This window comes from Myceligenerans xiligouense (genome assembly GCF_003814695.1).
Classification (GTDB): domain Bacteria; phylum Actinomycetota; class Actinomycetes; order Actinomycetales; family Cellulomonadaceae; genus Myceligenerans; species Myceligenerans xiligouense.
In genome coordinates, this window is record NZ_RKQZ01000001.1 from 2,879,702 (window position 1) to 2,904,273 (window position 24,572).

The 24,572-nt window shown below is 73.7% G+C and carries 25 protein-coding genes; 8 read left to right on the plus strand and 17 right to left on the minus strand.

Features of this window, described 5'->3' with window-relative positions; all coding sequences use genetic code 11:
* Positions 1–16 precede the first annotated feature (16 nt).
* The 10 genes from EDD34_RS12500 to EDD34_RS12545 all read right to left on the minus strand — a co-directional run bounded on the left by EDD34_RS12500 (position 17) and on the right by EDD34_RS12545 (position 11,307).
* On the minus strand, positions 17–1,282 hold the full coding sequence (locus EDD34_RS12500) for an FAD-dependent monooxygenase (protein ID WP_123814866.1): 1,266 nt from the start codon (positions 1,280–1,282) through the stop codon (positions 17–19).
* Positions 1,266–3,407: an acetate--CoA ligase family protein gene (locus EDD34_RS12505; RefSeq protein ID WP_123814867.1), complete on the minus strand. Its 2,142-nt coding sequence runs from the start codon at positions 3,405–3,407 to the stop codon at positions 1,266–1,268. Before EDD34_RS12505 ends, EDD34_RS12500 begins: the two co-directional genes overlap by 17 nt.
* Positions 3,404–4,264: a fumarylacetoacetate hydrolase family protein gene (locus tag EDD34_RS12510; protein WP_123814868.1), complete on the minus strand. Its 861-nt coding sequence runs from the start codon at positions 4,262–4,264 to the stop codon at positions 3,404–3,406. The genes EDD34_RS12505 and EDD34_RS12510 overlap by 4 nt, the downstream gene beginning before the upstream one ends.
* Complete coding sequence (locus EDD34_RS12515) at positions 4,261–5,460, minus strand: thiolase family protein (RefSeq protein WP_123814869.1); 1,200 nt, start codon at positions 5,458–5,460, stop codon at positions 4,261–4,263. The genes EDD34_RS12510 and EDD34_RS12515 overlap by 4 nt, the downstream gene beginning before the upstream one ends.
* A complete protein-coding gene (locus EDD34_RS12520) occupies positions 5,457–7,103 on the minus strand; it encodes an AMP-binding protein (RefSeq protein WP_123814870.1) in 1,647 nt (548 codons plus the stop codon). The genes EDD34_RS12515 and EDD34_RS12520 overlap by 4 nt, the downstream gene beginning before the upstream one ends.
* A 109-nt stretch (positions 7,104–7,212) precedes the next feature.
* A complete protein-coding gene (locus EDD34_RS12525) occupies positions 7,213–8,070 on the minus strand; it encodes a PaaX family transcriptional regulator (protein ID WP_123814871.1) in 858 nt (285 codons plus the stop codon).
* 24 nt (positions 8,071–8,094) lie between these two features.
* Positions 8,095–8,559, minus strand: a complete 465-nt coding sequence (locus tag EDD34_RS12530; RefSeq protein WP_123814872.1) for a MarR family winged helix-turn-helix transcriptional regulator — start codon at positions 8,557–8,559, stop codon at positions 8,095–8,097.
* Positions 8,560–8,569: 10 nt separating this feature from the next.
* Positions 8,570–9,379 carry a maleylpyruvate isomerase family mycothiol-dependent enzyme gene (locus EDD34_RS12535; protein ID WP_123814873.1) on the minus strand — a complete coding sequence of 270 codons (810 nt, stop codon included), beginning with the start codon at positions 9,377–9,379 and terminating at the stop codon, positions 8,570–8,572.
* A 3-nt stretch (positions 9,380–9,382) separates the two neighbouring features.
* Positions 9,383–10,219: a fumarylacetoacetate hydrolase family protein gene (locus EDD34_RS12540; protein ID WP_123814874.1), complete on the minus strand. Its 837-nt coding sequence runs from the start codon at positions 10,217–10,219 to the stop codon at positions 9,383–9,385.
* Positions 10,216–11,307, minus strand: coding sequence for a cupin domain-containing protein (locus EDD34_RS12545; RefSeq protein ID WP_123814875.1), 1,092 nt, complete (start codon positions 11,305–11,307; stop codon positions 10,216–10,218). The genes EDD34_RS12540 and EDD34_RS12545 overlap by 4 nt, the downstream gene beginning before the upstream one ends.
* Before the next feature lie 116 nt (positions 11,308–11,423).
* On the opposite strand from EDD34_RS12545, the gene EDD34_RS12550 reads away from it, so the two are divergent.
* From EDD34_RS12550 to EDD34_RS12565, 4 genes are all read left to right on the plus strand, one after another.
* Positions 11,424–13,343: a heavy metal translocating P-type ATPase gene (locus EDD34_RS12550; RefSeq protein WP_123814876.1), complete on the plus strand. Its 1,920-nt coding sequence runs from the start codon at positions 11,424–11,426 to the stop codon at positions 13,341–13,343.
* Between the two features lie 96 nt (positions 13,344–13,439).
* A complete protein-coding gene (locus EDD34_RS12555; protein ID WP_123814877.1) occupies positions 13,440–14,336 on the plus strand; it encodes an NADP-dependent oxidoreductase in 897 nt (298 codons plus the stop codon).
* A 58-nt stretch (positions 14,337–14,394) separates the two neighbouring features.
* Positions 14,395–15,300 (plus strand): hypothetical protein, encoded by a 906-nt coding sequence (locus tag EDD34_RS12560; protein WP_123814878.1) that lies wholly within the window; start codon positions 14,395–14,397, stop codon positions 15,298–15,300.
* Positions 15,301–15,342: 42 nt separating this feature from the next.
* On the plus strand, positions 15,343–16,275 hold the full coding sequence (locus tag EDD34_RS12565) for an LLM class flavin-dependent oxidoreductase (protein WP_123814879.1): 933 nt from the start codon (positions 15,343–15,345) through the stop codon (positions 16,273–16,275).
* A 16-nt stretch (positions 16,276–16,291) separates the two neighbouring features.
* On the opposite strand, the gene EDD34_RS12570 is transcribed toward EDD34_RS12565, so the two are convergent.
* Entirely contained in the window at positions 16,292–16,834 is a 543-nt protein-coding gene (locus tag EDD34_RS12570) for a CGNR zinc finger domain-containing protein (RefSeq protein ID WP_123814880.1), read from the minus strand.
* Between the two features lie 204 nt (positions 16,835–17,038).
* A complete protein-coding gene (locus EDD34_RS12580; RefSeq protein ID WP_123814882.1) occupies positions 17,039–17,689 on the minus strand; it encodes a universal stress protein in 651 nt (216 codons plus the stop codon).
* A gap of 221 nt (positions 17,690–17,910) precedes the next feature.
* On the opposite strand from EDD34_RS12580, the gene EDD34_RS12585 reads away from it, so the two are divergent.
* Together EDD34_RS12585 and EDD34_RS12590 are read left to right on the plus strand one after the other, a co-directional pair.
* Positions 17,911–18,366 carry an Hsp20/alpha crystallin family protein gene (locus EDD34_RS12585; protein ID WP_123814883.1) on the plus strand — a complete coding sequence of 152 codons (456 nt, stop codon included), beginning with the start codon at positions 17,911–17,913 and terminating at the stop codon, positions 18,364–18,366.
* A 189-nt stretch (positions 18,367–18,555) separates the two neighbouring features.
* Complete coding sequence (locus tag EDD34_RS12590; protein WP_170177067.1) at positions 18,556–18,828, plus strand: ANTAR domain-containing protein; 273 nt, start codon at positions 18,556–18,558, stop codon at positions 18,826–18,828.
* Between the two features lie 22 nt (positions 18,829–18,850).
* Here the strand turns inward: EDD34_RS12590 and EDD34_RS12595 are convergent, their stop codons facing one another.
* The gene (locus tag EDD34_RS12595; RefSeq protein WP_211341571.1) at positions 18,851–20,098 is read right to left on the minus strand and encodes a glycosyltransferase; all 1,248 of its coding nucleotides are present in this window, start codon (positions 20,096–20,098) and stop codon (positions 18,851–18,853) included.
* A 194-nt stretch (positions 20,099–20,292) separates the two neighbouring features.
* Between EDD34_RS12595 and EDD34_RS12600 the strand changes: the two genes are divergently transcribed.
* Entirely contained in the window at positions 20,293–20,916 is a 624-nt protein-coding gene (locus EDD34_RS12600; protein ID WP_211341572.1) for a TetR/AcrR family transcriptional regulator, read from the plus strand.
* Positions 20,917–21,100: 184 nt separating this feature from the next.
* Here EDD34_RS12600 and EDD34_RS12605 read toward each other — a convergent pair whose 3' ends face one another.
* Positions 21,101–22,693, minus strand: a complete 1,593-nt coding sequence (locus EDD34_RS12605) for a catalase (RefSeq protein WP_123814886.1) — start codon at positions 22,691–22,693, stop codon at positions 21,101–21,103.
* A 5-nt stretch (positions 22,694–22,698) separates the two neighbouring features.
* Entirely contained in the window at positions 22,699–22,851 is a 153-nt protein-coding gene (locus EDD34_RS20670; protein WP_170177068.1) for a hypothetical protein, read from the minus strand.
* On the opposite strand from EDD34_RS20670, the gene arfB reads away from it, so the two are divergent.
* The gene (gene arfB / locus EDD34_RS12610) at positions 22,850–23,296 is read left to right on the plus strand and encodes an alternative ribosome rescue aminoacyl-tRNA hydrolase ArfB (RefSeq protein WP_123814887.1); all 447 of its coding nucleotides are present in this window, start codon (positions 22,850–22,852) and stop codon (positions 23,294–23,296) included. The two genes, EDD34_RS20670 and arfB, sit on opposite strands and share 2 nt — an antisense overlap.
* Before the next feature lie 143 nt (positions 23,297–23,439).
* Here the strand turns inward: arfB and EDD34_RS12615 are convergent, their stop codons facing one another.
* Positions 23,440–23,775 (minus strand): nuclear transport factor 2 family protein, encoded by a 336-nt coding sequence (locus EDD34_RS12615; protein ID WP_123814888.1) that lies wholly within the window; start codon positions 23,773–23,775, stop codon positions 23,440–23,442.
* Positions 23,776–23,989: 214 nt separating this feature from the next.
* Complete coding sequence (locus EDD34_RS12620) at positions 23,990–24,541, minus strand: MarR family winged helix-turn-helix transcriptional regulator (RefSeq protein ID WP_123814889.1); 552 nt, start codon at positions 24,539–24,541, stop codon at positions 23,990–23,992.
* Positions 24,542–24,572 lie beyond the last annotated feature (31 nt).

Sequence of the window (24,572 nt, forward strand, 5' to 3'; positions counted from 1 at the left end):
GCGGGTCGCCCTCCACTCAGTACCGGTAGACGGTCCGCGCGGTGTGCACGCCACGGGGACCGTAGGGCGCCTTCTCGAGCCAGGCGGCCGCGGCCTCGTCCCCCGGGGCGCGCCCGGCGGCGGCCCGGACCTCGGCGGCGGTCTCGGGCGAGGGGCGCAGGTGCGCCAGTGCCTCCCCCGCCGCGTCCCGGTTGAACAGCGCCGCGGACCGGCGGGCCAGCGCGAACGACTCCACGGCGGTGCGCGCCGCGGCCCGCGAGCCCGCCGCGAGCGCCAGGACGACGGCGGACGCGGCCGCCTCGGCGTCGGGCACCCCCGAGTTGAGGCCGCGCGCCCCGAACGGCGCGAACAGGTGGGCCGCCTCGCCGACGAGCAGCACCCGGCGGGCGGGGTCGGCGAAGTCGTGCGCGACGAGCTGGAGGAACTGGTACGTCGAGACCCACGAGGTGCGCTCCGCGTACCCGGGCGGGAGCACCGCGTCGAGCCAGGTGCGCACGCCGTCCGGCGAGGCGAACGCGTCCGCGTCGTCGCCGTCCACGAGCTGCAGGTCGACCCGGTAGCCGCCCGCGAACGGCACGACGAGGACGTTGCGCCCGCCGGCCGCCGGGTGCGCGTAGTGGAAGTGCCGCTCCTGGGGCAGCGCGGGCCGTTCGATCTCGTCGACGTCCACGACGACGTACCAGCCGTCGTCGCGCCCGCCCTCCATCCGGGTGCCGATCTGCTTGCGCACGGCGGAGCGTGAGCCGTCCGCCGCGATCACGTACTCCGCCCGCCAGTGGTCGCCGCCCCGGGTGCGGAGCCGCACGCCGTCGTCGTCGGCGACCACGCCCTCGACCTCCTGTTCCCAGGCGAACTCCACGCCGGCCTCGACCGCCCGCTCGTGGAGGTACCGCTCGATCTCCACCTGCGGCAGGCTCGTGAAGTGCGGGTACGTGCCCGGCTCGGGACCGGGGTAGGTCTTGGCGTAGACCTCCTTGCCCTCGTGGAACGTGCGCTGGGTGTTCCAGTAGACGCCGTGCCCGTACAGCTCGGCGCCGAGCCCGGGGCTGAGGCGGTCGAGGATCTGCAGTGTCTGGCTGTGCGTGAAGATCGCGCGGCTGCCGGGCCGCTGACGGCCGGCCGGGCCGGCCTCCAGGACGGTCACCGGCCGTCCGAACGACCGCAGCGCGAGCGCCGCCGTCAACCCGACCGGCCCCGCTCCGACGACGACGGTCTCCCGCTCGCGGAACCGCTCTGCAGGCGACGAGGGCTTCTCGGGTGATTTCTCAGATGTGGCGGTCATGGGGCTCCTCTTCTGGGGTCCCGGCGACGACGACGGCGTCCAGGACGACCGGTCCGCGGGCGGTGGCCCGTACCGGGTTGAGATCGATCTCGGTGACGTCGTGGTGCTGCGTGAGCACGTCGCTCACGGCACGCAGGACCGCCGCGAGTGCCGCGCGGTCCACGGGCGGCGCCCCCCGGAAGCCGTCGAGCACGGCGTCGGGCAGCGCGTCCACCATCTCGGAGGCGCGCTCCGGGGACAGGGGCGCGAGGCGCAGGACGGGCTCGGCGCCCGGCCCGCCGGTCAGCTCGACGCCGACGCCGCCGAGACCGAGCAGGACGACCGGGCCGAAGACGGCGTCGCGGATCCCGCCGACGATGAGTTCGGTGCCGGGTGGCGCCTGCTCCTCGACGAGGTACCGGCGCCGGGCGGGGGCGCCGGCGCCGGGCGTGGTGCCTGCGCCGGTCGCTTCGGTCGCGGCATCCGCGTCGCCCGGGCCGATCGCGTCGATCGCGTCGATCGTGTCGAGAGCGGCGTCCAGTTCCGTGTGGCCGCGTACCCCGACGTGCACGCCGCCGACGTCGGACTTGTGCAGCACTGCCGCGTCGAGAACCTTGACGACCACGGGCCGGTCCGGGCCGCCGAGCTCGTCGAACGCCGTGTGGGCGGTGGCCCGGTCCGCGGCCGTCCGGCGGCGCATGGTGCGCAGGCCGCGCGTCTCGAAGAGTGCCTTGGCCTCGTCCTCGTCCAGCGCGCGCCCGAGGGTGCGCGTGGCGGTGACGGGCGGCGCGTCGACGACGGCGCGGGCGGCCGCGTCGTCGACCAGCGCGGCGAGCCCGGCGGCGAGGTCGCCGGGGCTCGAGTACAGCGGGACGCCGACGTCCTCCAGCCGCTCCCGGTGCCGCTCGACGACGGCGGCGGGTCCGCCGGTCGCGTACAGCACGCGGCCGGCGGTTCCCGCGACGGCGTGCACCGGGTCCAGGACGCCGGGCTCGTCGAGCGCGTACACGCCGACGGCGTCGATCCCGGGCTCGGCGGCGACCAGGCGCAGCACGTCGGGGAAGGTGTCCGACGGCCGGCCGGTGTCGACGGGGTTGCGCTGGTAGGTCAGCGGCGGCAGCAGGTCACCGAGGCGGTCGAGGGTGGCGGGCGCCAGCTCGGGCACCCGCACGCCGCGGGCGCCGAGGGCGTCGGCGACGACAAGGCCGGGCCCGGCCTGGCCGGTGAGGACGGCGACGCCGGTCGTGGAGCGGGGCGCGGCGGGCAGCCGCACGGACCGCAGCGCCTGGAGGGCGGCCACCATCTCGTCCAGGCCGTCGACGACGACGGCTCCCGCCTGCGCGAGCGCGGCGCGGGTCAGCTCGTAGGAGCCGGTGAGCGACCCGGTGTGCGAGCGGGCGAAATCCCCGACGTCGGACCGCCCGACCTTGAAGGCGACCACGGGCTTGCGGGCCGTGAGGCGGCGCAGGGCCGCGACGAGCGCGCCGCCGTCGGTGACGCCCTCGACGTGCAGGCCGACGGCGGCGGTCGCGTCGTCGTCGGCGTAGAAGTCGAGCAGGTCCGCGAAGCCGGTGTCGGCCGCGTTGCCCAGCCCCACGCCGAGGCGGAGCCCGAGGCCGGCGCGGTCGAGGAGGAACGCGATCGTGAGGTTGACGCCGCCGGACTGGGCGACGATCCCCACCGTGCCGGGCCGCAGCGTGGCGGCCGCGGGCATGAAGTTCGCGAACACGCCGTCGACCGGGTTCATGAAGCCGGACGTGTTCGGGCCGAGCAGCCGGACGCCGCCGCGGCGCGCGGCCTCGACGGCCCGTTCCTGGAGGCGCCGGCCCTCGGGGCCGCTCTCGGCGAAGCCTCCCGCGCACACGACGGCGGCGCGCACGCCCACGCGCGCGGCCTCCTCGATCGCGCCCGGGACGGCCCGCGGCGGGACGACGAGGACGGCGAGGTCCACGGGGCCGGGCAGCTCGCCCAGGCTCGTCAGGGCGGTGCGGCCGCGGACGGTGCCGCCGCGGGGGTTGACCGGGTACAGCTCGCCGGTGAAGCCGTCGAGCGCCTGCATCATCGCGTGCCCGGCCTTGCCGGGGCCGGCCGAGGCGCCGACGACGGCGATGCCGCGCGGCCGGAGCAGGGCGTCCAGCGCGCTCATCGCGCACCCGGGCGGCGGCCGTAGGGGATCGCGCCGTCGGCGGTCACGGGGACGTCCAGCCGGCCGAGCCGGTCGATCTCCACCACGACGCGCTGCCCGGCGGTGATCGGTCCCACGCCCGCGGGCGTACCCGTCGCGATGACGTCCCCGGGATGCAGGGTCATGACGTGGCTGGTGTACGCGACGAGCTCGGCGACGTCGAAGAGGAGCTCCTTCGTCGCGACCCGCTGGCGCAGCTCCCCGCCCACCCAGCAGCGCAGCTCCAGGTCGCCGGGGTCGCCGGCCTCGTCGGCGGTGGTGATCCAGGGGCCGAACGGGGTGAACGTGTCGAACGACTTGCGCGTCGAGCGGTCCTCGGTCGACCGCACGGTGATGTCCAGGACCGGGGCGTACCCGAGCACGTGGTCGAGGGCGTCGGCGGCGTCGACGCGGCTCGCCGTCCGCCCGACGACGACGGCGAGCTCGCCCTCCTGGTCGGTCCGCACGTCGGTGTACGGCAGCCGGATCGCTTCGCCGGGACCGATCACCGAGGAGTTCGCCTTGAGGAACACGCCGTACTCGGCGATGGTCTTCTGCTCGCTCATCTCGGCCTGGTGGTCGAGGTAGTTGACCGGCGCGCCGATCACCTTGCCCGGGCGGGCGATCGGGGCGGCGAGACGCGCGCCGGCCAGCGGGCGGCCGGGCAGCCCGTCCAGGCCCAGGGAGGTGAGGTCGGCGAGGGTACCCCCGCGTTCGAGGAACGCGAGCAGGGGGCCGCCCGCACCCGCCCCGGCCACCCCCAGGACGTCGGTCAGGTCGACGAGGCGGTCCCGCACGACGGCGTGGAGACGGGCGTCGACGGTGGCGGCCAGCCTCATCGTGACTCGCTCCCGACCCGGACCACCACGGCCCCGGCGGAGTCGCCCGCGGCGCAGCCCGTGAACAGGCCGGTGCCACCGCCGCGTGCGTGCAGGGCGTGGATGAGCTCGGTGATCGCGCGCGCCCCGGTCGGTCCCTGCGGGTGGCCGTAGACGAGCGAGGAACCGTAGGGGTTCATCCGTTCGAGCGGGTAGCCCAGCTGCTCGGAGAGCCACAGGTCGTTCACCGCGAACGGGTTGTGCGTGGTCACGACATCGACGTCGGACATCTCGATCCCGGCGTCCGCGAGCGCCACGCGCGCGGCCTCGACGGGGGCCTTGGGCATGTAGGCCGGCTCGGCGCGGCCGAACCCGGTGGCCAGGATCCGCGCGGTGACGCCGTCCTGCCCGAGCTCGCGGGCGCGGTCGCGGGTCGCGACGACGACGCCGGCGCAGCCGTCGGCGGGGTGGGTCTGCGCGCCGTGGGTGACCACTCCCCCGGGCTTGACGGGCGACAGGTCGGCCAGCCCCGCGGCGGTGGTGGGGAAGACGCCGTGGTCCTCCTCGACCCAGATCTCGCCCTTCTTGGCCGGGACGCGCACGGGCACCATGTACTCGCGCTGCACGGCGCGGTCGTCGGCGAGGGCACTGACGTACTGCTCGTAGCGCATGAGGGCCACCTCGTCGACCTGCTCGCGCGTGTAGCCGCCGTCGGCCGCGGTGTTCTCGGCGGTGTCGTTCATGCTCTGGCCGGTGGTCGGGTCGAGCTTCATGGGGTCGAGCACCCAGTGCTCGGCCAGGGGCGCGCCGCCGGCGCCGCGCTGGGTCGGGTACAGCATCAGCGGGCCGTTGCTGGTGCGGTCGGTGATGACGCCGATCGTCGTGGCGTGCGCGCCGAGCTCGACCTGGGTGGCCAGGTGCTCCACGACCACCGCGGACGTGGCGCACGCCCGGGAGAGCCAGGGCCCGCCGTACCGTCCCGCGCCCAGGCGCCGGGACACGAGGGTCACGCCGTAGAACCCGTACTGCTGGGGCACGGTGCACCCGAGGGTCCACTCGGTGATCTCCTCGGGCGGCAGGCCGCGGGCCTCCAGCGCGCGGCCGGTGACATCCACGGCCAGGTCGAGGCTGTTCACCTCCGCCAGGGGGCCCTGCCACTTGGCGAACGGCGAGGTCCAGCTCAGGCCGAGGGGGATGTGTGCGTCGCGGAACCTCATGTGTGCTGACCTGCCTCGAGTTCGGGGACCTGGGCGCGCAGGGCGCGCATGTCGAGCTTGCCGCTCGGGCTGCGGTGCAGGGCGTCGACGAGGAAGAGCTTGCGCGGCTTCTTGTAGCCGGCGAGTCGCCGTCCGACCTGTTCCTGGATCTGCCCGGCGGTGAGAGCGGAGCCGGGCACGGTGACGACGTACGCGGTGACGACCTCGCCCCACCGGGGGTCGGGCGTGCCGAGGACGACGGCGTCGGTCACGTCGGGGATGCCGGTCAGGACGGCCTCGACCTCACCGGGGAAGACCTTCTCGCCGCCCGTGTTGACCACCGCGGACCCGCGGCCGAGCAGCTCGACCAGGCCGTCGCCGAGGACCCGGACGTGGTCCCCCGGCATGACGTACCGGACGCCGTCGATGACGGGGTAGGCCTCCGCGGTCCGCTCCGGGTCGCCGTCGTAGCCGAGCGGCATCTGCCCGCGGTAGGCCAGCACGCCGGTGGCGCCCGGGACGTCCTGGACCTCGCGCAGCTCGGCGTCGAACACGACGGCGCCGGGAGCGAGCCGCGGGTGGCAGGGGATGTCCCGCGGCCCGCGGACCACGCCGTAGGCGAACGGGCCGCCCTCGCTGGAGCCGAAGATGTCGACGAGGGTCGCCCGGGGCGCGTGCGTGAGGAGCCGCAGCTTGAGCTCGTCGGACCATGCCATGCCCGAGCTGAGCACGGTGGTCAGGCTCGACACGTCGAGCCCGGCGCCCTCGGGCGAGTCGAGCACGTCGACGAGCGGGCCGACGACGGCGTTGCCCGCCACGATCAGCCGGGTCACGCGCTGCTCGCCGATGGTGCGGGCGGCGACGGACGGGTCGTGCCGCCCGGACGGCAGGAAGACCACGCACCCGCCGAGGACCAGCGCGTTCATCACGTTGAACAGCGCCAGGGCGTGCATCAGGGGGGTCAGCGGCAAGGTCACGGCCGGCGGGAGGTCGGAGCGCGCGGCGATGCGCGTCACCTCGTCGAGGCCGGACGGGACGCCGACAGGCAGGGAGCCGTAGACCGAGAAGAGCTGGCTGTCGAACAGGTTGCCGTGCGTCCAGGCGACGGCCTTGGGGGTGCCCGTCGTGCCGCCGGTGAACATGAAGATCTGGTGGTCCGGGGACAGCGGCTGCGGTTCGAGCGGCTCGGTGTCGAGGGCGGTGGCGAACGGCCGGCCGGGCTCCGTGGGGCCGTCGTCGTCGGGCACGGCGAGCACGAGGCCCGGGAGCGTCTCGTGGGTCGCGGCGTCGCGCACGTGCCGCCCGAGGCTCGTCGGGTGGACGAGGGCCTCGGCGCGCGAGGCGCGCAGCAGGTCGGCGAGCTCGCGTCCCTGGTAGCGGAAGTTGATGTTGACGGGTATCGCGCCGATCTTGTACGCCGCGTACACGGTGATCAGGTATTCGACGCGGTTGTACAGGAAGATCGCGACGCGCGACCCGGCGCCCAGGCCCGCGGCGCGCAGGGTACCGGCGACCCGGGCCGCGGCGTCGTCGAGGTCGCGGTAGGTCAGCGTGCGGCCGTCGGCGCGGACTGCGGGGCGGTCAGGAACCGCGCGGGCCACGGATTCCCAGATGGTCGCGTAGTTGGCTCGGCTCAGGTGGTTGCTGGGGATCGGCTGTTCCACTGCTCACATCCTCGTGGGCGGGCGAGGCTTCGATCGTGCCTCACCACACACCACGACGTCAAGCATTTCCGTGACGCTCGTCATGAGAACGTCGAATGTCGGGTGGGCGTCAGGCGGTCACCGGCGCTCCCGAGCGGCCCAGCCGCCGCAGCAGATCGGCCCGCGCCGCGCCGACGAAGACCTCGCGCAACCGGCGGAACGTGGCCGCGGAGCGCCCGGACGGCCAGGCGTCGGTGAGGTGCTCGGCGGGCAGCCGCGGGTCGGCGCGCAGCAGGGCGAGCCAGTCGGCGCCCAGCGCCGTCATGTCCCGCAGCGGATCGTCCGAGGCCTCGACGCCGTCCCAGACCTCGAGGAACCCGAGGTGGTGCGCGCGGATCTCGTCCAGCCGCCAGGCCGAGCGCACCGCTCGCGTCGCCGAGAAGCCCTCGATCTCGTACGCGCGGAACGCGGACAGCTCGACGTCGGCGAGCCCGCCGTCGAGCGGGCGGAGCGCGGACGCCACGTCGACCTCGCCGGGAGCGATCCACAGCCCGTCGCGCAGCAGGCCGAAGCCCGACCAGGTCAGGGTCGCCCGCACCCGGTGGCGCAGGTCCCGCTGGCTCTCCGGCACGGAGAACGTCACGAGGGTCCAGCCGGTGCCGACGGGCGCGAACGGCTCGTCGGCCAGCACCCGGCCGCGCGCCTCCCGCAGCACGGACTCCCCGGCCGGCGCGAGGCCGTAGGCCACCTCGCGGCCGGAGCGCACCTTCGCGAGCAGGTCCCGGCGGCTCATCCGGGCGAGCGTGGCGCGCGTGGCCGCGTCGCCGACACCGAGCTCGGCGAGCAGCCCGATGAGCACGGCCGAAGGCACGTGCCCGACGTCGGCGTCGAGCACGAACTCCCCGAGGAACGCGAGAAGCAGCTGCTCGGGACGCCGCGCGGCCCGTCCCGCCGCGACGCGTTCCGCGCTGTCCAGAGGTGCCGGCATGCCCGGAAGTATTCCAGAAGGCGGTCAGACGTCGCCGCTCGCGTGGTGGCCGTGCGCGTCGAGGACCCGGGTGAGGAGCCGCCGCAGCGTGACCGTCTCCTCGTCGGACAGACCCGCGGTGAGCGAGGCGTCCACCCGGGCCGCGTGCGGCACGAGCCGACGCAGCTCGGCGCCACCCGCCTCGGTGAGCCGGACGAGATTGCGGCGGCGGTCCGCGGTGACCCGCGCCCGCTCGACCAGGCCCCGGGCCTCGAGCCGGGAGACGAGGCCCGCGACCGTCGAACGGTCCAGATCGAGCGCGTCGCCCAGCTCCCGCTGACTGGCGCCCCCGGTGCGGTGCAGCACGTTGAGCACCCCGAACTGGACGTTGCTCAGGCCCGGCCCCGCCTCCTCGGCCCACACCGCCAGGTGGACCTGCTGGGCACGCCGGATGAGGAAGCCCACGTGCTCGGGCAGGTACAGGGAGTCCACCCGGCTTCGCTGAGTCATGGACCGATCATCACAGCCAGCGCGGCGGCGCGGGTACCGCACCACCGCCGGAGGCGACCACCCCGCCGGCCCCCCGGCCGGTCGCCCACCGCGCCAGCTCGGCCGCCGTCCCCCGCAGGGTCACCGTGTCGACGTGCTCATCCGAGATGCTCTCCCAGCCAACGCCGACCACGCCATTTCGGCCCATGTGAGCGCTGCCATCGATCGGAACGGCGTGGTCGCGGTCGGTGGGTTCCAGCACCAGGCGGGGCAGCTCGGCCGGGCCGAGACGGCGGCGCCACGCGCCGGCCACGTCGGCGAGCAGGGCGTCGAGCAGCTCCGGCGGGAAGTCCGCGAACGTGCCGCCGCTGTCGAGGTCGACGGCGTGCACCCACACCTCGCGGGTCCGCATCCAGACGGTCTCGGACGCGGGCACGACGCGCCCGAGCGCCGTGCGCACCGGGGCGCGCCACGCCTCCTCGGGCAGGTCCCGCCACTCCACGTCCAGGTGCACCGCGCCATGGGCGCAGAGGTTGCGCAGCGCCCGGGCGGGGAGCGTCGCGGCGAACTCGATCTCCGCGTCGCGTTCCTCCGGTGAGCGGTACATCGGCGTCTCGACTCCCGTGGCCGCCCACGCGGTGAGCCGGGTGAGGGCACGCGCGTTCAGCCCGACGTGCGCGACGACGTGCCGCCGCGTCCAGCCCGCCACGAGCGACGGCTCGTCGAGCCGGTCGCCCGGCAGCTCGTTCAGCTTCCGGGAGAAGTAGGCCTGCCCGCGGCGGGCGAGCAACAGGCCGGCGCGGAGCTCCGGGTCGGTGGTCCGGTCGGTGCGGGCGGGCACGGCTCAGCCCTCCCGCACGACGTCGTTGCGCAGCGTGCCGAGCCCGGTCACCGAGGTGACCAGCTCCTGCCCGGGCGCGAGGTGGCGCGGGGGGCGCCGCGCGTGGCCGACGCCGCCGGGCGTGCCGGTGGCGATGACGTCGCCGGGGTGGAGCGTGACGATCTGCGAGACGTAGGACACGAGCGCGGCCGGGCCGAACACCATGTCGTCGATCGTCGTGCGCTGCACCGCCTCGCCGTCGACCTCGGTGACCAGCTCGCCGCCCGGGTCGACGGCGTCGAGGGTGGTCAGCCAGGGGCCGAACGGCGTCGTCGCCTCGAACGTCTTGCCCTGCAGCCACTGCGGCGTGCGGTACTGGAAGTCGCGCATCGTGACGTCGTTGATCACGGCGTAGCCGGCGATCGCGCCCTCGGCCTCCGCGGCGGTGAGCCGGCGTGCCGTCCGCCCGACGACGACGGCGACCTCACCCTCCCAGTCGACGGCGTCCGCGGCGTGCGCGGGCAGCACGACCGGGTCGTACGGGCCGATGAGCGCCTCGGGGAACTTGGCGAAGAGGGTGGGGTGCTCGGGCAGCTCCCGCCCCATCTCGAGGATGTGGTTGCGGTAGTTGAGCCCGACGCAGACGATCTTGGCCGGGCGTGGCACCGGCGGCGCCCAGGCCCGCGGGTCGAGGCCCGGGAGGCCGTGCGCCGGGCCGTCCGCGTCGCGGGCGATCGACGACCACCGCGGGTCCTGGAGCAGGTGTCCGACGTCGGTGTGGCCCGGGATCTCGACGGCGAGGTGCTCGTCGACCCGCACGGCGACCGTCGTCGTGCCCTGGCGGAGCGTGGCGAGCCTCATGCGAGGTCCTCGTTCCGACGGCCGGGGACGTAGGTGCGCGTGAAGCGCAGCCGGTCGATGATCGGGCCGTCGCCGAACCGGAACAGGTCGAACTGGCTGTCGGCGTGCAGCGACCACGGGACCCAGCTCGGCACGGCGAACAGGTCACCGGTGCGCAGCCGGTGCTCGGTCTCGCCGAGCACGACGGTGCCCTCGCCCTCGAACACCTGCCACACCGAGGACCCGACCTCGTGCGTGACCGGCGTCGCGGCGCCGGCGCGGAGCCGGTGGAACTCACAGCGCAGGGTCGGCATCACGTCGCCCCCGGTGGTCGGGTTGACGTAGCGGATGGCGGCATGGCCCTGGCCGACGGTCGCCGGGTGGCCCGCGTCCTCCAGGGCGAGCTGCTCGCTCAGCGCCCGGTCGGTGTGCTCCCAGCGGTAGGCGGCGAGCGGCGAGCTCGGCAGGTCCTCGAGACCGCTGAGCGGGCGCAGGCCCGGGTGGGCCCACAGCCGCTCGGACCGGGAGACGTCGGGTGACGCCTCGTCGGTGACGCGCTCGGAACCGAACTCGAAGAAGCCGACGTCGGCGTAGTGCGAGAACGGCACGTCGAGGCCGTCGATCCAGGCCATCGGCTGATCGGTGTCGTTGTGGTGGCCGTGGAAGTTCCACCCCGGGGTGAGCAGGAGGTCGCCGCGCCGCATCGCGACCGGGTCGCCGTTGACGACGGTCCAGACCCCCTCCCCCTCCACCACGAAGCGGAAGGCGTTCTGACTGTGCCGGTGCTCGGGCGCGGTCTCGAACCCGCCGAGGTACTGGATCGCGCACCACAGGGTCGGCGTCGCGTAGGCCGTGCCGGGGAGGCCGGGGTTGGCCAGGCCGATCGCCCGCCGCTCCCCTCCGCGCCCCACGGGCACGAGCTCGCCGGACCGTTCCGCGAGCCCGAACAGCGTGGACCACTCCCACACGTGCGGCACCGCCTTCGGCGCGGGTGTGAAGGGCATGAGGTCGTCGCGCTGGGTCCACAACGGGGCCAGGTGGTGAGTGTCGAAGTCCGCGTAGAGCTGCCGCAGCTCCGCGGTGTCCGCCGTGCCGTCCATCTCCTGCATCGGTGCGCCTCCTGGTGGCCTCGTCGCCATTAGTTGGGATGCCAACGATATGCCCGGACCCGCCCCGGCGTCCATCTGGGCTGCGCCGTGCACCGTGAACGGGCAAGACTGTCGCCATGCGGTTCTTCCGGACATGGTCGCGGTACCCCGAGATCGCCGTCACCGTCGCGGTCGGTGCGGCAGTGCTCGTGCTCCATGCGGTGGGCGAGCAGGCCGCCGGGCAGGGCGTCGCGACCGCCTATGTCGCCCTGTTCATCGCCTGGACCCTCGTCGGGATGGTGCGCGACGTCCTTCGCGGGCACGTCGGGCTCGACATCCTCGCGGTGGTCGCGATGGTCGCGACCCTGGCGGTGGACGAGTACGTCGCGTCGCTCATCATCGTCCTGATGCTCTCCGGCGGTGAAGCGCTCGAGGACTTCGCCGCCCGGCGGGCCAGGCGGGACCTCACCGCCCTGCTCGACCGGTCGCCCCGCACGGCTCATGTCCTTCCGGATCCCGGGGCACCCGGCGACGGGACGGTGCGGGACACCGAGGTCGAGCACGTCGAGGTCGGAGACGTGCTCCTGGTGCGCCCCGGGGAGATCGTGCCCGTCGACGGCACCCTGCTCGGTGAGGGTGCGACGTTCGACGAGTCCTCACTGACCGGCGAGAGCCTCCCGGTGCACCGCGGGGTCGGCGAGGAGGTGCTCTCCGGGGCCGTCAACGGGACGCGGGCGGTCCGGATGCGGGCGGTCCGGCGCAGCGCCGACAGCCAGTACCAGCAGATCGTCGCACTCGTCGAGGAGGCCGAGGAGTCGCGGGCACCGGTCGTGCGCCTCGCCGACCGGTTCGCCGTCCCGTTCACCGCGGTCTCGCTCGTGCTGGCCGGGACGGCCTGGGCACTCTCGGGGGAGCCGGTGCGCTTCGCGGAGGTCCTGGTGCTCGCGACGCCGTGCCCGCTCCTCATCGCCGCGCCCGTCGCCTTCCTGGGCGGGCTGTCGCGAGCCGCCGGGTCCGGGGTGATCGTCAAGGGCGGTGGCGTGATCGAACAGCTCGCACGGCTGCGGTCGGCCGCGTTCGACAAGACGGGGACCCTGACCCTGGGCCGGCCCGATCTCGTCGATGTGCGGCCGGCGGGTGGCTTCACCACGGCCGAACTGCTCGCGCTCGCCGCCTCCGCCGAGCAGTACTCGTCGCACGTGTTCGCCGAGAGCATCCGCCGCGCCGCCACCGAACGCGGCCTGGACCTGCTGCCCGCCGATGAGGCCGGCGAGGTCGCGACCAACGGCGTCACCGCCACCGTCGGCGGGCACGCGGTCGTGGTCGGCAAGCCCGCCTACGTCGCGTCCCTGGCGCCCGGCCTGACCCCCGCCGATCTCGGTCCCGGCGAGGCCGCCGCCTACGTCGCGGTCGACGGGCGTTTCGCCGGCAGCATCGTCCTGGCCGACGACGCCCGGCCAGAATCGCCCGCGGTCGTCGCGTGGCTCCGCGCGAACGGCGTCGAGAACATCACGATGCTGACGGGGGACGCCCGGCCCACGGCCGAGTCGATCGCGCGTCAGGTCGGGATCACCGACGTGCACGCGGAACTTCTCCCACCGCGGAAGGTACGGCTCGCGGCCGAGCTGAGACCGCGGCCGCTGATGATGGTCGGCGACGGGGTGAACGACGCCCCCGTCCTGGCCGCCTCGGACATCGGCGTCGCGATGGGAGCCCGGGGCGCCACCGCCGCCGGCGACGCCGCCGACGTCGTCCTGCTGGTCGACTCGCTCGCCAAACTCGTCGACGCGGTGTCGATCGGCCGGCACACGCTCCGCGTCGCACTCACCGCGATCTGGATCGGTATCGGGCTGAGCGTGGGCCTCATGCTCGTGGCGATGACAGGAGCCATCCCGGCGGTCACCGGCGCACTGGTGCAGGAGTTCGTCGACCTCGCGACGATCCTCTACGCCCTACGGGCACTCGCCGGCCCGCCCGCCGACCTCGACACGCTCACACCGACCCCCCACCCCCACCCCCCGCCGTCGAACCGCAGGGACACGCCGACAATTCCGTGATTCACCGGCGTGTCCCTGCGGTTGGTCGGGGGGTAGCGTCATCACGTTGCGGACGGATCACCCGCGCCGGCGAGCGGGAGAGTGAAGGAGAGCTGTATGCGAGCAGTGGTTTTCGAACGGTTCGGCGGCCCCGAGGTGCTGCGCGTCGGTGAGGTCGCCGCACCGGAGGCCGGTCCCGGCCAGGTCCGCGTGCGGGTCGAGGCCACGAGCCTCAACCCCTGGGACGGGAAGGTGCGGTCCGGCGCCATGGAGGGCGTGTTCCGCACGGAGCTGCCGGGCGTGCCGGGGACGGAGGTGGCGGGCGTCGTCGACCAGGTGGGACCCGGTGTCACCGGGGTCTCCCCGGGTGACCGCGTGGCCGGCTCGGCCGGCCGCGGCGCGGCGGAGTACGCGCTGCTGACCTCCTGGGCCGCCGTGCCGGACGGCATGGACGCCACCCAGGCGGCCGCGCTGCCCGTCGTGAACGAGACGGCCCGGCGGGCGCTGCGCATCCTCGACCCGAAGCCCGGGGAGACGCTCCTGGTGCACGGCGCCAGCGGAGGTGTGGGCGGACTCGCGACCCAGCTCGCGGTCGCGGCGGGGGTCACCGTGATCGGGACCGCCTCGCCGGCGAACCAGGAGCGGGTGGCGGCCCTCGGGGCGACGCCCACCCCCTACGGGGACGGGCTGGTCGAACGGGTCCGCGCGCTGACACCCACCGTGGACGCCGTGCTCGACGCCGCGGGACGGGGCGCGCTGCCGGACAGCATCGAACTGCGGGGCGGCACCGAGCGCGTCCTGACGATCGCGGACCCGGCCGCCGGCGAACTGGGCGTGCGATTCACCGAAGGGGGCAGGCCCTCGGCGTCCGACCTCGCCGAACTGGTCGGCCTCGTGGCCCGCGGCGAGGTCTCGGTCCCGGTCGCGAAGGTCCTGCCGTTCGCGGAGGCGGCCCGGGCCCAGGCTCTGGTCGACGGCGGCCACGCGGGCGGCAAGGTCGTACTGGTGCCGTGACGGCCAGGAGGCACGTGCCGGGACGGTAACGTCGCACTCCGACGAAAGGGACGCGAACATGGCCAGAACCGTCGCGCAAGGCTCCCTCAGCACCGTCCCCGGCGTCGTCCGCACGCCCCCGGAAGCGCCGACACTGCGGCGCTTCGGGGGCGCCACCCAGTGGGAGCCGCACGTCGTGGGACACGACACGCCGCCCGACGTCGCGCAGCGCGAGATGAGGAGGGATCTGGCGCTCGGAGCCTTCGCCAAGCTCACCGAGAACGCCCGCACCGTCGCCGAGGCGTCCTCGGCCGTCTCCAGCGCGGAATCCTCTGCCCGCAAGTACCTGAGCAGGGTGCTCTCGTACTGCACGGGCACGACCCCCGCCGCACCCGACGGAATCGACGCCCGGCCGTTGCTCGGCCAGCACACCGGATGGGCCGCGATCGACACCGACGCCATGCTCAGCGTCTGGGCCGAGCCGGAGAAGGCGGAAGACGCCTCCGGAAAGCAGCACGCCCAGGGCATCGCCCGCTCAGCGAACGCGCGCATCCGGGACCTGCAGAACCGGGTCGCCGATGTCGACTCGTTCGTCCGCGCGACGTACCGCACCTTCCCCCAGCCGTTCACCGCCGAGCCGCTGCGCGGATGGTTTCGCTGGACGCTTCGGATGACCATCAACCAGCTCGCCGACAGGATGTCCGAGTACCTCTCCGACATCGCCGAGTTCCACGAGCCACCGCTCCCGTCCGCCGAGTCCCCGGCCGAGACCCGCGCCGCGATCCTGCGGCACGTCCCTGACCTCACCGACGCGCTCGGCCCGTGGTCCAGCCTGCAGCAGACGCTCCGCGACGCCACCGCCGACCGGTCGACCAAGCCCGGCGTCCTGGGCCCGTCCCTCGACGGAACCGTCACCCGGATCGCCCGCTCCGTCGAGAACGCGGACACCACCCTGCGCACGCTGACGCGGTCAGGCCGGATGTAGCGGCAGGGGCATCCGCGGCCGGCGTTCTGGTAGAACTCCCTCATGACAGCTCGGCCGCAGATCGGTGTCGTCCTCCCGCGTGACCTGCCCTCCTCCCTGGTTCTCCCGTACGCGCGGGAAGCGGAGCGACTGGGCTTCGACGAGCTGTGGGTCGTGGAGGATCTGGGCTTCCGCGGCGGGCTCGTGCAGGCGGCCGCCGTGCTGGGCGCGACCGAGCGCCTCCGCGTCGGCATCGGGATCCTTCCCGCCGCGGTACGCAACCCCGCCTTCGCCGCGATGGAGATCGCCACGCTGGAACAGCTCCACCCCGGCCGGACGGATGTCGGGATCGGTCATGGCATGCCCGGCTGGATGCGTCAGGCGGGGTGCTGGCCCGATCGGCCGCTCGCGTTCCTCTCCGAGTACGTGACCACGCTCCGGGCGCTCCTGGGCGGCACGGAGGTCGCGGGACTGCGGCTCGATCCGTCGGCCGTGCCCGACGTCGTCCCGCCTCTGCTGCTCGGCGTCCGCGGCCCGCGGTCGCTGGCCGCCTCCGGTCAGGTCGCCGACGGCACCGTGCTGGCGGAGCCGGTCACGCCCGAGTACGCGACGGCCGCGCGCGGCGCGATCGCCCCGCGCGGCGAGCACCGCCTGGTCGCCTACAACATCGGCGCCGTGGACGACGACGGGCACGCCGCGCTCCGGACCGCCCGCCCCGGACTGGCGTGGGTCGGCGAGCCGGACTGGGCGCCGCACGTGACGCCGCTCGACTTCGCCGACGAGTTCACGGCGCTGCGGGAGCGGTGCGGGTCCCGCGAGGAGTTCACGGAGCGCATGCCGGACGACTGGGTCGGGCGACTGGCCCTGGCGGGCACGCCCGCCGAGGTCCGGGCGAAGATCGACGAACTCGGGCGCGCGGGCGTGACCTCGAGCGTCTTCATCCCCGCGGGGCCCGATCCGCTCGCGGCCCTCGCCGCCCTGGCACGGGTGCTGTGAGTGAGCGCCCGGCCGGTCAGCCGTCGGCCCGGGCACGGGCCCGGTGCCGGCGCACCGCCGCGCGGTTCGCGCAGCGGACGGAGCAGTACCGCTGCCGTCCGTTGCGGGTGACGTCGACGACGACGGCCCGGCACGGGTCGTGGGGCGCCTGCCCCGCCGCGCAGCGCCCGAGCCGGTGCATGCCCCGGGTGGTCAGGTGCAGCGCGGTGCCCACGCTGATGACGGCGCGCAGCACGTCGGGCAGGGACTGCTCCTCGTCGCGGTAGTGCAGGTGCCATCCCTCGCCGTCGTGGTCGATGAGCCGGGGGTAGGCGGTGGCGCACGCCATCTGCGTGTTCAGCAGGCGGGCACGGTCCGGCGGCTCCGTGGCGTCGACGACGGCGAGCCAGTCGTCGACCACGCCCCGGGTGCGCTCGTGGTCCCCGGGCGTCACCGGGAAGACCATCGTCATGCCGAAGTCGCGCGTCCGCCGCTCGATCCCGGCCCGCGTGGCGGGCCAGTCGTTCGCCAGCGACGCGGCGAGCAGCACCGCGTACTCGCCGTAAGGGTTGAGATGCATAAGAGCATTACAGCACGGTGGTGTCCATGACGACCCTCGAGGTGCACGACCACCACCGGACCACGACCCCGTCCCACGAGCACGCCTGGATCACCGAGTCGAGCCACCGGACGTCGGAAGGCCTGGTGCGCTACGTGCGCTGCGGTGAGTGCGGGGGCCGGCGCGTGGACCTCCAGGCCGATTCCCGCCTTCCCCCGGCGCCGATCAGCGCGACCGTGAGCCGGGGGCATCGGGGGCCTGGCCGGGTTCCACCACCAGCACCGGAATCGTCGCGTGCGCGACGACGTCGGACGTGACGCCGCCGAGGAGCCGAGCGGTCAGGCCCCGCCCCCGTCGGCCGAGGACGATCACGTCCATCTCCTGCTCCTCGGCGAACCGCCACAGGGCCTCACCGGGCGGTCCGGCCAGCACCTCGAACCGCACGGAGACGCCGGCGTCGCGGGCACGGGCCGCCGCGACGGCCAGCCGCTCCCCGGCGGCGTCCAGCGCCCTGTGGGACGCGTCATCCGTCGCGTCGTAGTTCACCACCTCGGCCAGGACGACCAGGCCGGAACCGAAGAGCTCGAGCGCCGTGGTCAGGGCGCGCTCCGACGCCGGGGACCCGTCCAGGCCCACCAGGACCCGCGGCCTGATCGACCCCGTGGACCCCGCCTCCGGAATGGCCTCGGGCCCCTGTGCCGCCAGCCGGGGACGCCGCTCCACCCGTTCCAGCGCGGGTGCCACGAACAGCGGCCCGGCGATCACCGCGATCATCACCCAGAAGGGGTCGTGCCCGCGACGGATCATCCACAGCCCGGTCACCAGTCCGATGATCAGCCAGGATGCGATGAAGATGACGAGAACGACGGGACTCATCCATCAGGTTCGCCGCGGGTGCGCTCGATCGCCAGCCCCGTAAGTCATCGGCGCACGGGACCTACGGTCCAGCCTGGTGGTGCGCGGCGCCTCCGAAGGGCTGGCACTCTCGACATGAGAGTGCTAAAACTGGAGGTGTAGCCGGACGGCGGCGAGGGCCGCCGTCGAGCGCCGCGGCGCTGGAGAGGCCAGGGCCGCATCGTCAGAGGAGGTGGTGCGCGATGGCTACCTACTGGGACCCGTTCCAGGAGATGGACCGGCTGTTCAGCTCGTTCGCCGGCAACGCGCGGCAGTCCGGCGGCATGCCGATGGACCTGTTCCGCACGGGCGACCACTACGTGCTGTCGATGGACCTGCCCGGCGTCGACCCGGGCACCATCGACGTGTCGGTCGAGGACCGCACGCTCACGGTCCGCGCCGAACGCTCGCAGCGCTCGGGCGACGACGCGCAGTGGCTGGTCCGGGAGCGACCCACGGGCACGTTCGCCCGCCAGCTCACGGTGGGCCGCGGGCTCGCGCTCGACAGCATCTCGGCCTCGTACGCCGACGGCGTGCTCTCCCTGACCATTCCGGTCAGTGAGGACGCCAAGCCGCGCAAGATCGACGTGGCGCACACCGCCGGCCCCACCACGATCGGAGAGGGCTCGGCCGAGGGCCGGCAGACCATCGAGTCCTAGCCCGACCCAAGCACGGTTCCGGCGGCGGGCCGCCGCCGGGCCGTGCCTCGCGGTCGCGAGGGTGCGAGACCGCGCAAAATCCGGGCCCTGACCACCGAAGCTGTCCCTATGGTCCGGTTCACACTAGGGTAGGGGGGATACACGGAGTCATGAAGCGGCTCGCGGTCCATGGAGACCCGGGAGGTTCATGTGTCATCCGTCGATCAATTCCACGGTGCCCTTGTCGGCGAGGCGATGGTCGAGCGCGCCAAGAGCGTGATCGTCGTCGCGTGGCGCGTGGGGGACGACCAGGCCGCCCGACTGCTGCTCGACGCCGCAGGCGACGCCGGCATCCCGGTGCACCTGGCGGCCGACCAGATCATGACCGCGCTGGGGCAGAGCGACGGAGCCATGGAGGACGCCATGGCCTACGCGCTGGCGGCCATCCGCCCGGCGGACGGGCCGTGGGGTCACGCGGCGTGACCCGGCAGGAGCGCGGCGCCGGTCAGGCCGCCCGCCCGGCGGCCCGCTCCAGGCCGCGCACCGCGGTCTCGACACCGTCCTCCTCCCGCATCGCCCTCGCGACCCGTTCGGCGCCGGCCCGCGCGTCCGGATCCACGGCCCGCTCGATCGCGGCGGCGAGCGTCGTGGCCGTGAGCCGTTTCTGGGGCAGCGGGGCGGGACCGGCACCGAGGCTCTCGACACGCCGCCCCCAGAAGGGCTGGTCGGCGACGAACGGGCAGACGACCTGCGGGCACCCGGCCGCGAAGGCGGTGCCGGTCGTGCCCGCTCCCCCGTGGTGCACCACGGCGGCGACGCGCGGGAAGAGCGCGCGGTAGTCGACGTCGGTGACGGGCTGGACCCCGTCGGGCAGGCCGGACGTCTCCAGGCCGCCCCATCCCGCGCCGACGACCAGGCGGCGGCCGGTCCGCCGGGCGGCCTCGAGCACCGCGGCGGTGGTCGCCGCCGGGTCGGCACCCGACATGGAGCCGAAGCCGACGAAGACCGGCGCCTCACCCGCGTTCAGGAAGGCCTCCAGGTCACCCGGCAGGGGTGCGGGGTGCTCGGCGAGATTCCAGTAGCCCGTGAGCCGTGCCTCGGCGGGCCAGTCGGCGGGCCGGGGCAGGACCGCCGGGCTGATGGCGTGCAGCACCGGGGCACGCCCGCCGTCGTGCGCCCGGGTCGGGTCGTGACGCCCGTGCCGGCGCGGCAGGCCCAGGGCGTCCCGGCGCCAGCGGTCGACGACGCGCCCGAACATCGCCGTCGTGCTGCGCATGCCGAGGAACGTGGCTCGGTTGAGGATCCCGGGCAGGCGTGCGGTGATCTCCGCGCCGGGCCAGGCGAACTCGCGGGTGGGCACGTACATCGGGATGGGCAGGCCGAGCACCGCGGGGACCCGCAGCGCCTCGGCCACGTGCTGGCCGGCCACGATCTGCCCGTTGTGCACCACCAGGTCCGCGCCGGAGGTCCGTGCGACCTCCCAGGAGTCCTCCAGGACGCGGGTGAACATGGCCGCCATCCTCGGCATGAGCTCCAGCCGGGACCGGATCCCGCCCTCCAGCAGTTCTCCCGCCTCGTCGCCGTCGAGCAGTCGCATCGGGCCGTCGTCGACCCCGGCGAAGGGAACACCGTGGGACTCGGCGAATCCGGCGAACCGGTGCGGCGCCACGAGCAGCGGCTCGTGGCCGGCGCCGCGCAGCCCTTGGGCGAGCGCGACGAAGGGCTGCACGTCACCCCGGGTTCCGAGCGTCATGACCAGCACCTTCATCGGGTTACCACCTGCGACCGGGCCCATGGACACCTTCCGGATCGTGAAAACAGATCTGCCTGACCGTTTTTACGACGGTAGCGCTCGGCGTCGCGCCTCGTCAACACCACCGCCGTCGGGCGCGGTAGGCTCTGGAAACGGAACACAGGAACGTTTTCATGAGGAGGTGCCGGGTGCCGGTGGCATTCACCGAGGCCGAGCGCGAGCGGATCACCGCCGCACTCAAGGCGTCGGGACGGCGCCTGTTCGCCACCGCGGGCCTGCGGAAGACGTCCCTCGCGGCGCTGGTGGCCGACGCGGGCATCGTGAAGTCCACCTTCTACGCGTTCTTCGAGTCCAAGGAGGCGCTCTACCTGCACCTCCTGCTGGAGCAGGCGGAGGAGACGCGCCGCCGCACGATCGACGAAGGGCTGCACGCCGGCACCGACGCCCGGGACGCGCTGCGCCGGTTCCTGCGCGCGGCGGTCGGCATCCTGTCCACCGACCCCCTGTATCGCAGGCTGGTGACCCACCCCGACGAGCTCGCCATGGTGGTCGCCAAGGTCGGCCCCGAGACCGCCCGGCCGCCCGGGGAGAACCCCGCGCCCGTCGACTTCGTCGACGACCTCACCACCTACATCGCCGAGCGGCAGCGCGCGGGCGCCGTCACCGGCACCGACCCGGCCGTGGTGGTGGGCGCCCTGCGCACGGTGCTGCTGGTGCCCCTGCACGCCGACGAGTTCGGCGAGGCCTACCCCGCCGTCCTCGACCTCACCATCGACGCGCTGACCGCAGGACTCGCGCCCGGAACCGCCCGGGCCTGACGAAGGCCGCGTTGAGGTACAGCCTCCGTCGCGCGTCCAGGGTCCGGCGCGTCACGAGGGCGGCGTCCGCGCCACCGGCAGTGTCGCCGGTCATCAGTCGGCCGGTGAGATGCACGGGTCGAGGCATGACAGATGTCAGGGGTCCGCCGTCACGGGCGCGCCGGATCGGCCCGAGCGGCGGCCCTCAGTCCCCGGCGTGTGTCCGCGGTTCCACGATCGGGTCGGCGGCGTGCTCCCGGGCGTCGCCCGGTCGCGCGCCGGGCGCGCCGAGGTCGCCGCCGGCCCGGACCAGTTCCTCGATCTTCTTCCCGGTGTCCGGGTCGACCCGCTTCCAGTAGTCGAACGCGCGCTCGAGGACGTCGCCGGTCACACCGCCGAGGAGGTGCCCGGCGACCGTCCTGACGAACGCCGCCCGCTGCGAGTCGTCCCACACCTCGCGGACGAGCGTGCCCGGCTGGCTGAAGTCGTCGTCGTTCTCGCGCAGCGTGTAGGCCCGCCGCACCATCGCGCCGTCGGACTCCCACGAGGTGTCGTCCTCGCCGGTCGCGTCGGCGTACCCGCGCCCGAAGGAGTTGGGGGCGTACACCGGGGCGTCGCCGCGGTGCTCGTAGGCCATGGCACCGTCCTGCGTGTAGGTGTTCACCTCCACCCGGGGCCGGTTGACCGGGAGCTGGAGGTAGTTCGGCCCGATCCGGTGCCGGTGGGTGTCGGCGTAGGCGAACGCGCGGCCCAGCAGCATCTTGTCCGGGCTGAAGCCGATGCCCGGGACGAGTGCGGACGGCTCGAAGGCGGCCTGCTCCACCTGCGCGAAGAAGTTGTCCGGGTTCTTGTTCAGCGTCATCGTGCCGACCTTGATCAGCGGGTAGTCGCGGTGCGGCCAGATCTTGGTCAGGTCGAACGGGTTGGTGTGGTAGGTCTTGGCATCCTCGTACGGCATGACCTGGACGGACAGGGTCCAGGAGGGGAAGTCCCCGCGGTCGATGGCCTCGGACAGGTCGCGGCGGTGGAAGTCCGCGTCCTCGCCCGCGATCCGGGTGGCGTCCTCGTCGGTGAGTCCCGCGACGCCCTGGTCGCTGTGGAAGTGGTACTTGACCCAGTACTTCTCGCCGGCCGCGTTGACCCACATGTACGTGTGCGATCCGTACCCGTTCATGTGCCGGTAGCTGCGCGGGACGCCCCGGTCGCCCATGAGGTAGGTGACCTGGTGGGCGGACTCGGGGTTGAGCGTCCAGAAGTCCCACTGCATGTTGTTGTCGCGCAGGCCGTTGCCCCCGCGGCGCTTCTGGCTGCGGATGAAGTGCGGGAACTTCATGGTGTCGCGGATGAAGAACACCGGGGTGTTGTTGCCGACCAGGTCGTAGTTGCCGTCGTCGGTGTAGAACTTCAGCGCGAAGCCGCGCGGGTCGCGCCAGGTGTCGGGCGACCCCTGCTCACCGGCGACCGTGGAGAACCGGGCGAGCATCTGCGTGCGCGCGCCCGGCTGGAACAGGCCCGCCTTCGTCCAGGCCGAGACGTCCTCGGTGGTCTCGAAGACGCCGAAGGCGCCGGATCCCTTGGCGTGCACGTTCCGCTCCGGAACACGTTCGCGGTTGAAGTGGGCCATCTGGTTCAGGAAGTGCACGTCGTGCAGCACGATCGCGCCGTCGGCCCCCACGGTCAGGGAGTTGCGGTCGCTCGACGCCGGCGCTCCGGTGTCGGTGGTGGAACCGAGTGCGGCTTCCTGCGACGGGGCGGACCGGACGGACGTACCGTCGTTCGGCTGCGGAAGTTCCGGCATGGCTCTCACGTCTCCTCGATCGGGTACTCGGCGGACTCCACCAGGGTCGCGCAGACCGGCCACGCTCGCGCGCCGACACCGACCGGCGGAGCACCTCGCGTCGTCACCGCGTCCAGGGATGGTGAGGCACGCCCGCGTCCGAGGGACGATAGGCGCATGCCCTCACCTCCGCGCCCCGGCCTCGTGGTCGACCCCGACCTGACGATCCCGCACGCCGAGCTCAAGGAGCGGTTCTCCCGCTCCTCCGGCCCGGGAGGCCAGGGCGTGAACACCACGGACTCGCGCGTCGAGCTGTCCTGGGACGTCGGCCGGTCCGCCGTCCTGAACGACGCGCAACGCCGGCGGGTCCTGGAACGGCTGGCGGACCGCCTGGTCGACGGTGCCCTCACCGTCGTCGCCTCGGAGCATCGCGAGCAGCGACGCAACCGGGACGCCGCGGCCCGCCGCCTCGCGGCCCTCGTGTCCGGCGCGCTGGCCCCCGAGCCGCCGCGCCGCCGCCCCACGCGCGCCACCCGCGGTTCGCACGAACGGCGGCTGACCGCCAAGAAGCAACGGTCCGAGACGAAGCGGCGACGCTCGTCGCGCCCCGGGCACGAGGACTGACCACTGACCACCCGGCCCGCGGAGGGCGTCAGGGCACGCGGGACGTCGCCGTCCGCACCGGGTCGTCGCACCGACTCGACGGCGCTCTCCCCGACGCCCTCACCGGCGGCGACCGCTACGTCGGCCCCGCCGAAGGGGGCCGATCAACGAGCCAGGTCCACCTCGAGCCGGTTGATGGCCTCGCCCAGGGCGAAGCGGTAGCGGAAGGGCAGCGGCGCACCGGGGAAGTCGCCGTCCGAGTCAGCCGTCATCCGTGCGGCGGAGCCAGAGCTTTCGAAGTCCGTGACGGCGATTGTGATCCTCGGGGTGACCAGTTGCTCTTCGATCCAGCGCCGGATCTGGTCCCGGCCACGATGCTCGGCCGCGTCGTCGACGACGACCGACCGGTCGTCGAACAGCGCGACCACGCCGTCCACGTCACGCCGGTTCACGGAGTCGACGAAGGAGCTGACGAGTGTGTTGGTGACATGTGCGGTCATGAGAATTGCCCTTCGAGCGGTTTTACTGTCCCTGCCGACAGTACAACCTGTCCTGCGGGACAGAATATTCCGACCCTGTTCGCCCGCCGCACCGGGTCCCGTGGAACGATCTCACCGGCGGGGGTGCCTACGCACGCTTCGACGAGGAGCCCGTCCGGGAGCGCGTAGGGCCGAACGGCGTGCGGTCCGGGATGGAGCCGAGGCTACGGACCCCTCAGTCCGCGAGGGTCGGGCCTTCGCGTGACGACCTCTTGAGACCCTTGCGGCGCATCTCCTCGGCGGCGGCGATCGCGTCGGCCGAGAAGCGCTTGGCGAGCTCCGTGAACCGGCTGACGTCCCGGGGGGACCAGGTGGCCAGCACCTGAGCGATCATCTCGTCACCCAGGTCGTAGACATGGCGCGCGGCCGACTCGCCCTGCGGGGTCAAGGTGATCAGGGTCGAGCGGGTGTCCTCGGGATCTCGATCGCGGGCGACCATGCCTTCGGCCTCGAGGCGCTTCACGATCTTGCTCACGTTCGAGGCCCCGGTCCCCATGGCCTGGGCCAGATCACTCGGGCGCATCGGCTGCCCTGCGGTCAGGTGACGAAGCGCCTGGTGGGCAGGCTGGTCGATCGGCTCACCGCTGGACGTCAGGATCTCACTCTGCAGCCCGGGCGACTCCCACAACAGGATCAGTGCGCTCAAACTCGCGAGCAGCTCGGAGCGATAGGGGAAGTCGTGCGCCACTCGCAGCCTGTGTGACGACGCGCCCCCCGATTCGACCACGCCCACATCTTACGCGGCGACACCCGCACCT

Coding starts and splice junctions, on each gene's coding strand:
- EDD34_RS12545 (WP_123814875.1), bottom strand. CDS start 11,307: ATGCAGGAGATGGACGGCACGGCGGACACCGCGGAGCTGCGGCAGCTC.
- EDD34_RS12515 (WP_123814869.1), bottom strand. CDS start 5,460: ATGAGGTTCCGCGACGCACACATCCCCCTCGGCCTGAGCTGGACCTCG.
- EDD34_RS12595 (WP_211341571.1), bottom strand. CDS start 20,098: ATGACGCTCGGAACCCGGGGTGACGTGCAGCCCTTCGTCGCGCTCGCC.
- EDD34_RS12560 (WP_123814878.1), top strand. CDS start 14,395: ATGGCCAGAACCGTCGCGCAAGGCTCCCTCAGCACCGTCCCCGGCGTC.
- EDD34_RS12500 (WP_123814866.1), bottom strand. CDS start 1,282: ATGACCGCCACATCTGAGAAATCACCCGAGAAGCCCTCGTCGCCTGCA.
- EDD34_RS12555 (WP_123814877.1), top strand. CDS start 13,440: ATGCGAGCAGTGGTTTTCGAACGGTTCGGCGGCCCCGAGGTGCTGCGC.
- EDD34_RS12505 (WP_123814867.1), bottom strand. CDS start 3,407: ATGAGCGCGCTGGACGCCCTGCTCCGGCCGCGCGGCATCGCCGTCGTC.
- EDD34_RS12565 (WP_123814879.1), top strand. CDS start 15,343: ATGACAGCTCGGCCGCAGATCGGTGTCGTCCTCCCGCGTGACCTGCCC.
- EDD34_RS12570 (WP_123814880.1), bottom strand. CDS start 16,834: ATGCATCTCAACCCTTACGGCGAGTACGCGGTGCTGCTCGCCGCGTCG.
- EDD34_RS12580 (WP_123814882.1), bottom strand. CDS start 17,689: ATGAGTCCCGTCGTTCTCGTCATCTTCATCGCATCCTGGCTGATCATC.
- EDD34_RS12550 (WP_123814876.1), top strand. CDS start 11,424: ATGCGGTTCTTCCGGACATGGTCGCGGTACCCCGAGATCGCCGTCACC.
- EDD34_RS12540 (WP_123814874.1), bottom strand. CDS start 10,219: ATGAGGCTCGCCACGCTCCGCCAGGGCACGACGACGGTCGCCGTGCGG.
- EDD34_RS20670 (WP_170177068.1), bottom strand. CDS start 22,851: ATGCGCCTATCGTCCCTCGGACGCGGGCGTGCCTCACCATCCCTGGAC.
- EDD34_RS12615 (WP_123814888.1), bottom strand. CDS start 23,775: ATGACCGCACATGTCACCAACACACTCGTCAGCTCCTTCGTCGACTCC.
- EDD34_RS12510 (WP_123814868.1), bottom strand. CDS start 4,264: ATGAGGCTGGCCGCCACCGTCGACGCCCGTCTCCACGCCGTCGTGCGG.
- arfB (WP_123814887.1), top strand. CDS start 22,850: ATGCCCTCACCTCCGCGCCCCGGCCTCGTGGTCGACCCCGACCTGACG.
- EDD34_RS12585 (WP_123814883.1), top strand. CDS start 17,911: ATGGCTACCTACTGGGACCCGTTCCAGGAGATGGACCGGCTGTTCAGC.
- EDD34_RS12525 (WP_123814871.1), bottom strand. CDS start 8,070: ATGCCGGCACCTCTGGACAGCGCGGAACGCGTCGCGGCGGGACGGGCC.
- EDD34_RS12605 (WP_123814886.1), bottom strand. CDS start 22,693: ATGCCGGAACTTCCGCAGCCGAACGACGGTACGTCCGTCCGGTCCGCC.
- EDD34_RS12530 (WP_123814872.1), bottom strand. CDS start 8,559: ATGACTCAGCGAAGCCGGGTGGACTCCCTGTACCTGCCCGAGCACGTG.